This is a genomic window from Phaeacidiphilus oryzae TH49 (genome assembly GCF_000744815.1).
GTDB lineage: Bacteria > Actinomycetota > Actinomycetes > Streptomycetales > Streptomycetaceae > Phaeacidiphilus > Phaeacidiphilus oryzae.
In genome coordinates this window covers 844,748-857,192 of sequence record NZ_JQMQ01000005.1, presented here as the reverse complement: position 1 = coordinate 857,192, position 12,445 = coordinate 844,748, and the positions used below count along the sequence as shown (strand labels likewise).

The window sequence follows — 12,445 nt, the reverse complement described above, 5'->3', positions numbered from 1 at the left end:
TCGGGTCCTCGGCGCCGCCGTGCGCGCCGACCCGTCGTCGGCCGCCGCCTGGACCGCGCCCGCTCCGGCGAACGGAGTGCGGTAGCTTCGTGGCGTTCTGTCGGAGACGAGAAAAGCCAGGAGCCCGGGTGGTGGTGCCGGTCGAGCCCAGCGCGGACCAGTCCGCTGAGTCCGCTGAGCCCTCAGCGTCCACGGCGACGAGGCCGGAGGCCGACCCGCCGCGGGTGGGCCGCCTGCGCCGGATCGCCGGCGCGGCCCGGGCCAACGCCGCCCGCACGGGCCTTGCGGCGGCCGCCGGACTCGCCCTGACCCTGGCCTTCCCCCCGTACGGGGTGTGGCCGCTCTCGGTGCTGGCGGTGACCGCGCTCTCCCTCCTCACCCGGGGCGTGACCTGGCGTCAGGGCGCCTGGACCGGCTTCGCGTTCGCGCTGCCGTTCTTCCTCTGGCTGCTCTACTGGCTCAACGGCTCCATCGGCGCCGACGCCTGGCTGGTGCTCTCGCCGGTCGAGGCGCTGTACTTCGCGCTGCTCGGCGCGGCCCTCGCGGTGGTCGGCCGGCTGCCCTGGTGGCCGCTGTGGACGGCCTGCCTGTGGGTCGGCCAGGAGGCGCTGCGCGGGCGCTGGCCGCTGGGTGGTTTCCCCTGGGGCCGGCTCAGCCTGACCAGCGCGGACTCCCCGTTCGCCCCGCTTGCCGCGATCGGCGGGCAGCCGCTGGTCGGCTTCGCGGTGGCGCTCAGCGGCGCCCTGCTGGCCGCCGCGGTCCTCACCACCCGCCGGGCCCGGGTGGGCTGGGCGGCGGTGCTGGTGGTGGCCGCGGTCGCGGTCGGGGCCGTCGGGCGGTTCGTGCCGCTGCCCACGGCCGGCCAGAGCAGCTCCGCCGGGCCCGCCTACGCCAGGATCGCGATCGTCCAGGGCAACGTCCCGCACGCCGGGATGGACTTCCTCGGCCGCCCGATGCAGGTGCTGGACAACCACGTCCGGGAGACCGAGAAGCTCGCCGCCGAGGTGGCGGCCGGCCGGGTGGCGAAGCCGGACCTGGTGGTCTGGCCGGAGAACGCCTCCGACCTGGACCCGTACAGCTACCCGGAGGTCTACTCGGCGATGGACACCGCGGTCAGGGCGATCGGCGTCCCGGTCCTGATCGGTACGCTCACCGACGCGCCCGGCGGGCGGTACTACAACGAGAGCATCGTCTGGGACCCGACCACCGGGCCCGGCGCCCACTACGCCAAGCAGCACCTGGTCCCGCTCGGCGAGTACGTGCCGTTCCGCTCGGTGCTGACCAGGTTCGTCACCGCGCTCCGCCGGATCCCGGTGGACTTCGCCCCCGGGCACACCCCCGGGGTGCTCAAGGTCGGCCCGGCGGTGATCGGCGAGGCGATCTGCTTCGAGGTCGCCTACGACGACGTGATCGGCTCGGCGGTGGACAAGGGCGGCCGGGTGTTGGTGGTGCCGACCAACAACGCCACCTATGAGCGCACCGACCAGCCCGAGCAGCAGTTCACCATCTCCAGGCTGCGGGCGATGGAGACGGGGCGGGCCGTGGTGATCTCCGCGACCAGCGGGATCAGCGGCTTCATCGCCCCGGACGGCAAAGTGGTCGCCAAGACGAAGCTGGCCACCGCGGCCACCGTCGAGGAGCGGGTCCCGCTGCGTGACCAGCGCACCCTCGCGGACCGGCTGGGCGCGGGACCGGAGTGGTTCCTGACCGGCCTTGGCGTGCTGGCGTGGGGGGCCGCTATGCTGCGCACACGCCGTCGTGCAAGGAGTTGACTGTGTGACGTCTGTGCGAATCGGCGTCATAAGTCGTGTTGAGCGGCCCGGGGGCGGGCAGTGGAGAGAGGCCGGTACGTGACCACGTCCGAAGAGCCGGTCGGCGAGCGCTCGTTCGCCGACCTGGGCAAGATCCTGGTGATCATCCCGACGTACAACGAGATCGAGAACCTGCCCCGGATCACCGCCCGGGTCCGCGCTGCCGTGCCCGAGGCGCACGTGCTGATCGCCGACGACAACAGCCCGGACGGAACGGGGCGGCTGGCCGACGAGCTCGCCGCCGAGGACCCCAACCTCCAGGTGATGCACCGGGCGGGCAAGGAGGGCCTGGGCGCCGCCTACCTGGCCGGCTTCCGCTGGGGCCTGGACCGCGGCTACGACGTCCTGGTCGAGATGGACGCGGACGGCTCGCACCAGCCGGAGGAGCTGCCCCGGCTGCTCACCGGGCTGGAGACGGGCGCCGACCTGGTGCTCGGCTCGCGCTGGGTGACCGGCGGACGGGTCGTCAACTGGCCGAAGAGCCGGGAGGTCCTCTCCCGCGGCGGCAGCATGTACTCCCGCCTCGCGCTGGGCGTCCAACTCCGCGACATCACCGGCGGCTACCGGGCCTTCCGCCGGGCCACCCTCGAGGGGCTCGGCATGGACGAGGTGGCCTCCCAGGGCTACTGCTTCCAGGTGGACCTGGCCTGGCGGGCCGTCCGGAAGGGCTACCGGGTGGTCGAGGTGCCGATCACCTTCGTCGAGCGGGAGCTGGGGGCGAGCAAGATGAGCCGCTCCATCGTGCTGGAGGCCCTCGGCCGGGTCACCGTGTGGGGCGTCCGCTCCCGTCTCGGCCGCAGCTGAGGGACGGCGGGGGAGCGCGGAACGCCGGGGGAGGGCGGAACACCGCGGGAGCGCGGAACACCGCGCCTCGGCCACCCGTTTGACCAGGGGGAAGCGAGAACCCCGGAAAACTGCGGAAGGCTGAGAGCGTGGCCGCTACCTCTGCCCCTGGACGACGCTCCCGTTCGCGCGCACGCATCGGGCGCTGGCTGCCCCTGCTGGTGCTCCTCTGGGCGGCCGCCGAGATCTACTGCATGGTGCTGGTCGCCCGGGCGACCAGCGGGCTGCTGGTGATCGCCCTGCTCTTCGCCGGGGTGCTGGTGGGCAGCGCCCTGCTGCGCAGGGCGGGGGCGGCGGCGCTGCGCAACGCGATGCGCCGGGCGCAGCCGGCCTCCGCCTCCGCCTCGGCCTCCGGGTCGGCGGGCTCCGGAGAGGCCGAGGCCGCCCCCTCCGGGCAGCGGCTCGGGAACACCGCGGCGGCCGGCGTCTTCCTGATGATCCCGGGCTTCCTCACCGACGTCCTCGGACTGCTCTGCCTCTTCCCGCCGACCGGTGCCCTGCTGGCCCGGATCCCGCAGCGGCTGCTCAACCGGAACCCGACGGTGCAGCAGGTCCGGATCCACCGCCCGGACGGCAAGGTGGTCCAGGGCGAGGTCGTCGACCCCGAGCAGGGCCCGTACGACTACCACAACCCGCCGCCGCCCGGGGACCCCGGCGCGGACCGGCGTCCGCCGCTGGAGCGCTGAGCCGGGGGGCGCGGGACCCCGCGACGACGCGACGGCGAGGGCCGCGATCCCATCCGGATCGCGGCCCTCGCCGTCGCGTGCTGTCGCGGACGCCTTCGTCAGGCGGACTTGCGGCTGTCCCGGGGGTGGACTGCCAGGTTCATGGCGCCGGAGCGCAGCACCGCGAGCCGCTCCTCCAGCACCTCCTCCAGCTCCTCCCTGGTCCGGCGCTCCATCAGCATGTCCCAATGGGTACGCGCCGGCTTGGTCTTCTTCTCCTCCGGCGACTCGCCGTCCAGCAGCAGGGCCTCCGAACCGCAGAACCGGCACTCCCAGACGGCAGGAATCTCGGCTTCCACGGAGAACGGCACCTCGAAGCGGTGGCCGTTCTGGCATGCGTACTCGACGGTTTGGCGAGGGGCCAGATCGATACCGCGGTCGGTCTCGTAGCTGGTCGCCCCGAGTCGCGTGCCGCGGAGAGCTCGCTCACTCATGAAAAGTGCCTCCCGGGCTTTAGCCCACAGGACTGGATGTCTGTCTTCGTCATTCGGCTCAACGTGCGGCACCGGTCGAAGATTCCCGCCCGAGACCAGGTGCCTGACGCGTGCCCTCCGCAGTGCCGCCCAAGTTTGTACCCAGAGGCGCCCTTTTTGTCACATCTGGCTGGCATTCGGTGACCTGAGTCACTCCCCGCCGGACACCGGCGGAGCCCTTCGGCTCAATCCGAGATGCGGCCTTCCCCTTCTTCTGCCTTCCTCTCCGGCCCGACCCGCGCGCCGCCGGCGGGCTCCGCCCACAGGCCCCGGGCGCGGAGGGCCGCCCGCAGGACGTCGATCCGGTCCGCGATCAGCCCGTCCACCCCCCGGTCCAGCAGCTCGCCGATCTCCCGCCGGTCGCCCGCGGAGCGCGCGTGGGCCTGGAGGCCGAGCCGGTGGGCGAGCCGGACGAACCGCGGGTCCGCCATCCCCGCGGGAATCTGCACGCAGACCGCGCCCCGGCGCAGCGCCCGACCGAGCAGCCGGTCGACCGGAACCGCGCCCGGAACCCCGGGGAGGGCGCGGAGGCGGAGTCCCAGCATGGCACGCCGCCCCAGTCCGAGTGCCAACCGGGGTCCCGCCGCCTCGCGCGCCGCCGCCAGCCGGGCGTCCGACCAGGAGGTGGCGCAGACCCGCTCCCAGGCCCCGGCGCGGCGGACCGCGGCGGCGAACGGGCGGACCGCGGCATCCGTCCCCAGGTCCACCGCGAACCGCGCCTCGGGGAAGGCGTCGAGGAGCTCCTCGAAGCGCGGTATCCGCTCCCGGCCGGCCAGCCGGGCGGTGCGCACCGCGCGCCAGGGCAGCTCGTCGACGGTCCCGCCGGAGTCGGTGGCCCGCTCCAGGCGGGAGTCCCGGAAGGCGATCAGGACCCCGTCGGAGGTGGCGCGGACGTCCGTCTCCAGATAGCGGTAGCCGAGGCCGAGCGCCCGCGCGAAGGCGGGGAGGGAGTTCTCCGGGCCTCCCAGGCTGCCGCCCCGGTGGGCGAAGGCCAGCGGGCCCGGCGCGGCGGTCAGGAACGGATGCCTGGCGGGAAGCACATCGATCAGTATGCGACCGAAGGCGGTCGGCGGTCAGCGTTCACCGGTCAGAGAGCCGCCGAATCCGGTCCGGCCTCGGGGGTGAGGGCGCCGGCGCCGACGGCGGCGTCCTCCTGGCGCACCTCTTCCTGCACCCTCGGGCCGGTGAACCAGCGGCGGGCCGACACCAGCCACCAGACGCCGGCGAAGCCGATCACCACACCGACCGCGATCGGCGTGTAGTTGAAGGTGGTCGCCGTCACCGGATTGCCGGTGGGCAGCATGAACAGCACGGTGATGACGCAGGTCCAGGCCACCGCGGCGACGCCCACCACCCGCGACCAGCGGCCGAGGTGCCAGGGCCCGCGCTGGAACCGGTCGCCCTGCCGGACCCGCAGGAAGACCGGGATGACGTAGGCGATGTAGAGGCCGATCACGGCGATCGAGGTCACGGCGGCGTAGGCGGTGGTGTTCCACAGATACGGCAGCCCGAGGACGAAGGCGCCGACGGCGGCCAGCCAGACCGCGTTGGTGGGGGTACGGGTCCGGCCGTTGATCCGGTGCCAGAAGGCCGAGCCGGGCAGCGCACCGTCCCGCGAGAAGGCGTAGATCATGCGGGAGTTGGCGGTCACCGAGCTCATCCCGCAGAACAGTTGCGCGCCGATCGCGACCAGCAGCAGCAGCTTGCCGCCGGTCGTCCCGACCGCGTCGATGAAGATCTGGGCCGGCGGGACACCCGTCGAACTGCCGGCCTCCGCGCCGTAGTTCTGGATCGCGAAGGTGATGCCGATCAGCAGCACCCAGCCCGCGATCAGCGAGATGACGATGGACAGCACGATCCCGCGCGGACCGCTGCGGGCCGCGTCCCTGGTCTCCTCGGTCATGTGGGCGGAGGCGTCGTACCCGGTGAAGGTGTACTGCGCCAGCAGCAGGCCGAGGAGGGCGACGTAGACGCTGGACCCCCACCCGGTGGTGTTGGTGAAGTGCCCGAACACGAAGCCGGCCGACTGGTGGTGCGCCGGGACGATGGCCAGGGGCAGCACGATCGCCAGCACGCCGAGGACGTGCCACCACACGCTGACGTTGTTGAGCAGCGCCACCAGCCGCACCCCGAAGGTGTTGAGGACGCAGTGCAGCAGCAGTACCAGCCCGAAGATCAGCACGGTGTGCCCGGGCGTGGCGGAGAACCAGCCCTGCAGATCCAGCAGCGCGTTGATGAAGGACGCCGCCCCGAAGTCGATCCCGGCCGTGACGCCGATCTGCCCGATGATGTTGAACCACCCGGTGGTCCAGGCGGCGAACGGGGCATGCCGCCCGCCCAGCTTCGCCGCCCAGTAGTACAGCCCGCCGGCGGTCGGATAGGCCGAGCAGACCTCCGCCATCGCCAGCCCGACCAGCAGCGTCATCCCGCCGACCACCGGCCAGCCCCAGGTGATCAGCACCGGGCCGCCGGTGTTCATGCCGTAGCCGTAGAGCGTCAGGCAGCCGGACAGGATCGAGATGATGGTGAACGACACGGCGAAGTTGGAGAACCCGGACATCGTCCGGGCCAACTCCTGGACGTACCCCAGCTCATGAAGCCGCTGCTCGTCGGCGTCTCTGTGGTCGCGCTGTCGGGGAACCTCTGTGGACAACGGGCACCTCCACGGGTGCGGTACACGAGGACGACCACCGGGCCGCCAAAGGAATGGATTCAGACCATTGGCACAGCATTGAGCCCGAGCGACCATGCGCTGTCAAGGCCCTGCGGGCCCAGACCGCCTGTGCGCCGTGGAAACGTGACACCGCGTCAGAAGCGGCGCGGCCGCCCTCCGCTGCGGCCGACCGGGGCGCTTCCGATCGGTGGCGGGGGCGGCCGTGGCCGGGGGAGGGGTCAGCCGGTGGTCTGGGGCTGGGTGGGGGTGCGGTCCGGGGCGATCTCGGCTTTCAGCGGGGCCAGTTTGCCGGCGATGAGATCGATGGTGGGCTGGGGGACGGAGAGGGAGGTGAGGGTGTCGGCCAGGTGGGTCACCACGCGGTCGAAATGGGCGGGCTGGACGCCCAGCGGGCGGTGGGCCTCGCCGAGGGGACGGCCCGCGTAGAGTTCGGAGCCGCCCAACGCGGCCGCCAGGAAAGCGCGTTGGTGGCCCTTGAGGCGGGCCAGTTCTACGCCCTCGAAGTACCCGGAGAGCTCCGGGTCGCCCAGTACCCTCTGGTAGAACTCGTCCACGGCCGCCGCCAGCGCCGGTGCTCCGCCGATCTCTTCGTAGATGCTCATGGCATCCAGTCCACGCCGGTCGTGGGCACACGCGGTCAACGGGGCGTCAACTCGCAGTGAAGCCCTTCTCATACGGCTCGGGAGCGCCCGTGAGGGGTGGGAAACGAAGCGGGCGAGGGGGCGGCGCCGTCGCGCGGCGGGGCGGCTAGAAGTCCTGGGTGTCCGGCTGGGGGCTGCGCGGCGCGGTGCGGTCCGGGGGGTTCGGGGAGTTCGGGGAGTTCGGGGGGTTCGGCACGAGCGCCTCGTCCAGGGTCCGTACGGTGGTGAGGAAGCCCGGCACCTTGGCGAGCTCCAGGACGCGGCGGACGAAGCCGGAGGGGCAGACCACGGCGGCGGTGCCGCGGTGCTGGAGGGTCCGGCGGTAGAGGCGGCTGAGCACCCGCAGGCCGGAGGCGTCGAGGAAGGTGATGTGGGTGAGGTCGACGACCACGCAGGGCTCCCGGCCGGCCGTCGCCTCCTCTATGTGGTGGAGCAGGATGGACAGTCCCGTGAGGTCGATCTCGCCGTGCAGTTCCAACACGGTGAACCCGTGTGTCCGGTACTGGCGTACGCGGCAGAGCGGAGCGGGGTCGTTCTCGACCTTGGGCGTCACCGCAGCCCCCTGTGTCAGCCACCCGCACGAGTGCAGGCGTGCGTCCGGGATCAGCTCGGCCGACCGGGGTCAGGGGCGGCGGTGTGCGAACGTACACGCTAGAGCGCACGGTAGCCGTGTGAAGCGAAGAAACGTTCCGGTGACGAGGATGACTACCTGTCCGGGTGAATGACCATCAAATCCCAGTCGTGACGCCGGTCGACGAATATAATCGTCCGCTTACCCGCCTTGAAGCTTCGATGTCCCTTCGGTTGCGGAATATGCCTACGAACTATGCGAGGGATTTCGGGACCGGGCGGAGGGCAGGGTCTCCCGGGGTGCCGGAGCGACTGAACGCCGAAGGAAAGACCCCGCCCTCCTGAGGCTCGGTCAGGCCGGGTCGGGGTCCGGGGCGATGGCGGATCTCAGCGGGGCGAGTCGGCCCGCGATCTGGTCGATGGTGGCCGGCGGGACGGACAGCGCGTCGAGGGTGTCGGCCAGGTGGACGACCACGCGGTCGAAGTGGGCAGGGGGGATCTCCAGGGGCCGGTGCGCCTCGTCCAGGGGGCGCCCCGCATACAGCTCGGGCCCTCCCAGTGCGGCGGTCAGGAAGGCGCGCTGATGCCCCTTCAGCCGGGCGGTCTCGACGCCCTCGAAGTACCCGGTCAGCTCGGGATCCCCCAGGACTCTTCGGTAGAACTCCTCCACGGCGGCGGACAGGGCCGGCGCGCCGCCGATCTCTTCGTAGATGCTCATGTGTTCGAGTTCAGCGGGTTCTGTGCAGGCCGTCAACATGTTCTTTACAGATGATGCGGCCCTCCTGCCGGCGTTCGCCGGGAGGAGGGCCGCGGGGAGTCGCTCAGGACTCAGCTCATTCGCCTGGTGGGGGCCGTCCTGGGCTCCGGTTCGTTGATCGGCAGCTGCTTCAGGCTGAGCCGGTCGAACTCCTTGGCGAGTTCGTCCGGCAGCCGCGGCGGCGGCTTCTCGGCCGTCGCGCTCTCGGTCTCCGGCACCGGACGCGGGGCCGTGCCGGGGACCGCCGTGCCCGGGACCGCCGCGCCAGGGACCGCCGGGCCCGAGCCGGATTCCGGGCCGGAGGAGCCCGGCACCGTGCCCGCGCCGGCCGCGGGCGCCGAACCCGCGACCGGTGCGGCGGCCGCCGCCGCCCCCGAGGAGAGCTCCTCGGCGGAGGCCTCGGTGCGCGAGTCGCGGAACGGGAGCAGGCCGACCACCGCCTCGCGCAGCTCGGCCGAGGTCTCCTCGTCCAGCGGGTCCGGCGTCTCCGGCACCTGGAGCCGGACCGCCGCCAGGTTGCCGATCCGGGCGTAGCCGCGGCCGGGCGGGGTGTACAGGGCGGGGGTGATGTCCAGCGCGGCGCCCAGCACCTGCGGCGCGGCGTCCGGGTCCAGGGCGCCCAGGGCCACCCGGGCCCGGCAGGAGGCGCGGACGGTGGGCTTGATCCGCTCCAGGGCCTCCAGATGGTCGGCGACCACCACGGTGATCCGGGCCGCTCGGCCGTGCCGCAGCGCGGTGTCCAGCAGGTCCTGCGGGTCGGTGCGCTCCTCGGCGTGGGCCAGCTCGCTCAGCTCCGAGGGGTGGTCGAGGAGCAGCCACAGCGGGCGCAGGGCGTCCGCCGGGGGCACCCCGCCGGTGTGCTTCGCCTGGTTGAGGACGTCCAGCCGGCGCTGGGTCTCGTTGTTCACCCACTCCAGCGCGGCCAGCGCGCCGTGGAGGCTGGTCTCCACCGTGTGGACGCCCGGCCGGCCGACCAGGCAGGCGTGCTCTCCGGTGCCCGCGCCGTCGATCACCACCAGGTCGCCGCCGTTCAGCGCCTGGAGGGCGATCGAGCGGAGGAGGGTGGAGGTGCCGTGCCCGGGGGCGCCGAGCGCCAGCAGGTGCGGCTCCGTGGAGCGCGGCCCGGTCCGCCACAGCACCGGCGGCTGGTGCTCGGTGCTGCCGCCCTGCCGGACCGGGATGGTCCGGGAGGCGGAGGCGGGGTCGGTGAAGCCCAGGACGATCTCGCCCGGGGAGGTGACGAAGCGCTGCGCGGCGATGTCGGTGGGCAGCGGGACCAGCGCCTCCGCCTGGAGCTGGTTGGTCTCCAGCTCCCACAGGAAGCGGTACTCCCGCGAGCGGCCGGCCTTGCCGTGGATGACGTGCTCGATCCGGGCCCGGGCGTGCGGCTCGGTGTCGGTGAAGTACGCCGGGTACTTGAGGTCCAGCTTGGCCAGCCGGCCGTCCTCGTCGAACTCCCAGGAGGTGAAGGCCTCCTTGTAGTCCTCGTGCCCGTTCCCGTGCCGGTAGAGGGGCTCGGGGTCGTTCTCGTGGCTCAGGTAAGGGGTGAGGGCGGTGTAGATCGCGCCCAGCTTGAGGTCCGAGGTGTCCGGTCCGGGGGCCTCCGGGGGAGTGCGGTCGCGCCCCGCCCAGGCGGCCGAGCCCATCAGCGTCACCACCGCGATCAGCGGACCGTACGGAAGCATCACCACCCCGCCGATGATCGCCGCGCCGATCAGCAGGGTCGGCAGCCTGCGCTCCTTCGGCAGCGCGCCCCAGCGCTCCCTGGCCCAGCGGGCGTGGCTGCGCAGCCCTCGGCCGATGGTGAGCAGGGGCGAGAACATGTCCGCCGCGTGGTCGCCCGCCGTACGGGCGAGCTCGCGGCTGCGGGCTAGCTGGTCCTGCAAAGTCATCGGGTCTCCACCGGTTCCGGTTGGCCTTCTCGGTTCTGCGGGCGCACGGCCTGCGGGCGCGGCGCCGCTAGAAGTGGATCCCGCTGACCAGGCTGGCCAGGCTGGCCCCGCCGGCCCGGATGCTCGGCGCGATCGCGGTCCCCGCGAGGTAGAACCCGAACAGTGCGCAGACGAGGGCGTGCGAGATCTTCATTCCGTCCTTGCGGAAGAAGAGGAAGGCGATCACCCCGAGCAGTACGACGCCGGAGATGGAGAGGATCATGGCGCTACTCCTGTCACAGTGCGTTCTCCTATGGTGACAAAGCGTAAATCTGGGTGGAAAGCTGCAATCGGGTGAAAGTGCGTCGAACTCCTTGCAAGCGCTCCCGGGTTGCGAGATACGGCAGGATGGGCGGTGCGCCCGAGGGGCGCGGACCGCAGGGGGAGGGATTCGGCGATGTCGGAGCAGGGGCCGGGGCAGCGGGAAGAGCTCGACCCGCAGGTGGTGGAGCTGGCCGGGAGGATCTTCGATCTCGCGCGGAGCGGGGACGCCGGCGCGCTCGGCGCCTACGTCGACGCCGGGGTGCCGGTCGATCTCTGCAACGGCAGCGGGGACAGCCTGTTGATGCTCGCCGCCTACCACGGGCACGCGGACGCGGTGCGCGCGCTGCTGGGGCGCGGGGCCGCGCCGGACAAGGCCAACGACCGGGGGCAGACGCCGCTCGCCGGCGCCGTCTTCAAGGGCGCCGACGAGGTGGTGGAAGCGCTCCTGGCGGGCGGGGCGGACCCCCGGGCGGGCACGCCGACGGCGCTGGACACGGCGCGGATGTTCGGGAAGGACGAGCTGGTGGAGCGCTTCGGGGGGTGACGTGACTGTCGGTGCGGTTCGTTAGCCTGTTCGGGTGGAGATTCGCATTCTGGGCTACGACCACCCCGACGCCGAGTTGCTGACCGCCGAGGTCCAGCAGGAGTACGTCCGCCGCTACGGGGACCCCGACCTGTCGCATGTCGACCCGGCGCACTTCCGCGCCCCGGCGGGGCTGTACGCCCTGGGGTACCTGGACGGCGAGCCGATGGTCTCGGGCGGCTGGCGGGCGCACGCCGACCGCCTCCACGACGGGGACGGGCTGCTGCCGGGTGATGTCGAGCTCAAGCGGATGTACACCCGGCCGGCGGCGCGGGGCCGCGGGCTGGCCCGGCGGATGCTGCGGTTCCTGGAGGAGGAGGCGGCGAAGGCCGGCCTGCGCCGGATGATCCTGGAGACCGGCACGGAGCAGCCGGAGGCCATCGCGCTGTACGAGTCCGAGGGGTACGAGCGGATACCGGGCTTCGGCTACTACGCGGAGGCGCCGGGCAGCGTGTGCTTCGGAAAGCTCCTGGACGCGCGGGTGGGGTGCGTCTGAGACCGGGCCCGGCTCAGCGTGCCAAGGCGCCCAGCAGCGCGCGGGCGCAGAGTTCGCGGACGGCGTCCCTGGGGGTCTCGTCGGGGGATTCCAGCCACTGCTGGCAGACCGTCGTCATGAAGGCGAGCCAGCCCCGGACGGCCAGCCGGTCGGTCGCCGAGGGCGGCTTTCCGTCCTCCGCCAGGGCGAGGAGGATCTGCTCCTCCTGCGCGGCCACCCCGGCCTCGTAGGCGGCGCGCACCCCCGGGTCGCCGGCCGCCTGCGCGCGGTGGAAGGCGCGGAAGCCGTGGGCGTTCGCCTCGGCGTAGCGGAGATAGGTGTCGATCCCGGAGCGCAGCTGGTCGTCCACCGGCACGCCCGGGACGGCCGCGGTCTGCCGGAGCATCCGCGCGCTCTCCCGGCGCACCACGGCGGCGAAGAAGTCCCGCTTGTTCGGGAAGTAGTGGTACAGCAGTCCGCGCGAGACGCCCGCGATCTCCGCGACCTGCTCGATCCACACGTCGTCGTACGGGCTCTGGGCGAAGAGCCGCGCGCCCACCGAGAGCAGCTGCTCGCGCCGTTCCTCGGTGCTCAGTCTGGTCCGGCCGGTCCTGGCGGACTGGCCGGCCGGGGCGGACCGGGCGGCTCGGTCGCCGCGCGCTGGGCGTGCTGCTGCCATGGAGAAGACACTACTTGAC

Annotated in this window: 14 protein-coding genes; 5 read left to right on the top strand and 9 right to left on the bottom strand. The window is 72.7% G+C overall.

The genetic code is table 11. The features are described 5' to 3' along the window. Window positions 1-128: 128 nt before the first annotated feature. From lnt to BS73_RS08190, 3 genes are all read left to right on the top strand, one after another. The gene (lnt, locus tag BS73_RS08200) at window positions 129-1,772 is read left to right on the top strand and encodes an apolipoprotein N-acyltransferase (protein ID WP_051939697.1); all 1,644 of its coding nucleotides are present in this window, start codon (window positions 129-131) and stop codon (window positions 1,770-1,772) included. 78 nt (window positions 1,773-1,850) lie between these two features. Further along, complete coding sequence (locus BS73_RS08195; RefSeq protein WP_037570681.1) at window positions 1,851-2,615, top strand: polyprenol monophosphomannose synthase; 765 nt, start codon at window positions 1,851-1,853, stop codon at window positions 2,613-2,615. 128 nt (window positions 2,616-2,743) lie between these two features. Continuing rightward, window positions 2,744-3,340: an FxsA family protein gene (locus tag BS73_RS08190; RefSeq protein ID WP_063836940.1), complete on the top strand. Its 597-nt coding sequence runs from the start codon at window positions 2,744-2,746 to the stop codon at window positions 3,338-3,340. A gap of 98 nt (window positions 3,341-3,438) precedes the next feature. On the opposite strand, the gene BS73_RS08185 is transcribed toward BS73_RS08190, so the two are convergent. From BS73_RS08185 to BS73_RS08150, 8 genes are all read right to left on the bottom strand, one after another. Then, a complete protein-coding gene (locus BS73_RS08185; RefSeq protein WP_037570679.1) occupies window positions 3,439-3,813 on the bottom strand; it encodes an RNA polymerase-binding protein RbpA in 375 nt (124 codons plus the stop codon). A gap of 224 nt (window positions 3,814-4,037) precedes the next feature. Beyond that, on the bottom strand, window positions 4,038-4,901 hold the full coding sequence (locus BS73_RS08180; RefSeq protein WP_407675133.1) for a glycerophosphodiester phosphodiesterase family protein: 864 nt from the start codon (window positions 4,899-4,901) through the stop codon (window positions 4,038-4,040). Between the two features lie 38 nt (window positions 4,902-4,939). Beyond that, window positions 4,940-6,412: an amino acid permease gene (locus tag BS73_RS08175; RefSeq protein ID WP_084703902.1), complete on the bottom strand. Its 1,473-nt coding sequence runs from the start codon at window positions 6,410-6,412 to the stop codon at window positions 4,940-4,942. Between the two features lie 332 nt (window positions 6,413-6,744). Further along, the gene (locus BS73_RS08170; RefSeq protein WP_051939693.1) at window positions 6,745-7,128 is read right to left on the bottom strand and encodes a group I truncated hemoglobin; all 384 of its coding nucleotides are present in this window, start codon (window positions 7,126-7,128) and stop codon (window positions 6,745-6,747) included. A gap of 145 nt (window positions 7,129-7,273) precedes the next feature. Beyond that, window positions 7,274-7,720: an STAS domain-containing protein gene (locus BS73_RS34485; protein ID WP_051939692.1), complete on the bottom strand. Its 447-nt coding sequence runs from the start codon at window positions 7,718-7,720 to the stop codon at window positions 7,274-7,276. A 369-nt stretch (window positions 7,721-8,089) separates the two neighbouring features. Next, a complete protein-coding gene (locus BS73_RS08160; protein WP_037570673.1) occupies window positions 8,090-8,455 on the bottom strand; it encodes a group I truncated hemoglobin in 366 nt (121 codons plus the stop codon). 110 nt (window positions 8,456-8,565) lie between these two features. Then, a complete protein-coding gene (locus BS73_RS08155; protein ID WP_200886663.1) occupies window positions 8,566-10,386 on the bottom strand; it encodes an FtsK/SpoIIIE domain-containing protein in 1,821 nt (606 codons plus the stop codon). 67 nt (window positions 10,387-10,453) lie between these two features. Further along, window positions 10,454-10,648: a hypothetical protein gene (locus BS73_RS08150; RefSeq protein WP_037570671.1), complete on the bottom strand. Its 195-nt coding sequence runs from the start codon at window positions 10,646-10,648 to the stop codon at window positions 10,454-10,456. 174 nt (window positions 10,649-10,822) lie between these two features. Here BS73_RS08150 and BS73_RS08145 point away from each other — a divergent pair, with 174 nt between their 5' ends. Further along, the gene (locus BS73_RS08145; protein WP_051939691.1) at window positions 10,823-11,233 is read left to right on the top strand and encodes an ankyrin repeat domain-containing protein; all 411 of its coding nucleotides are present in this window, start codon (window positions 10,823-10,825) and stop codon (window positions 11,231-11,233) included. 34 nt (window positions 11,234-11,267) lie between these two features. Beyond that, window positions 11,268-11,768, top strand: coding sequence for a GNAT family N-acetyltransferase (locus BS73_RS08140; protein ID WP_037570667.1), 501 nt, complete (start codon window positions 11,268-11,270; stop codon window positions 11,766-11,768). 13 nt (window positions 11,769-11,781) lie between these two features. On the opposite strand, the gene BS73_RS08135 is transcribed toward BS73_RS08140, so the two are convergent. Further along, window positions 11,782-12,426, bottom strand: a complete 645-nt coding sequence (locus BS73_RS08135) for a TetR/AcrR family transcriptional regulator (protein WP_051939690.1) — start codon at window positions 12,424-12,426, stop codon at window positions 11,782-11,784. Between the last annotated feature and the right edge of the window lie 19 nt (window positions 12,427-12,445).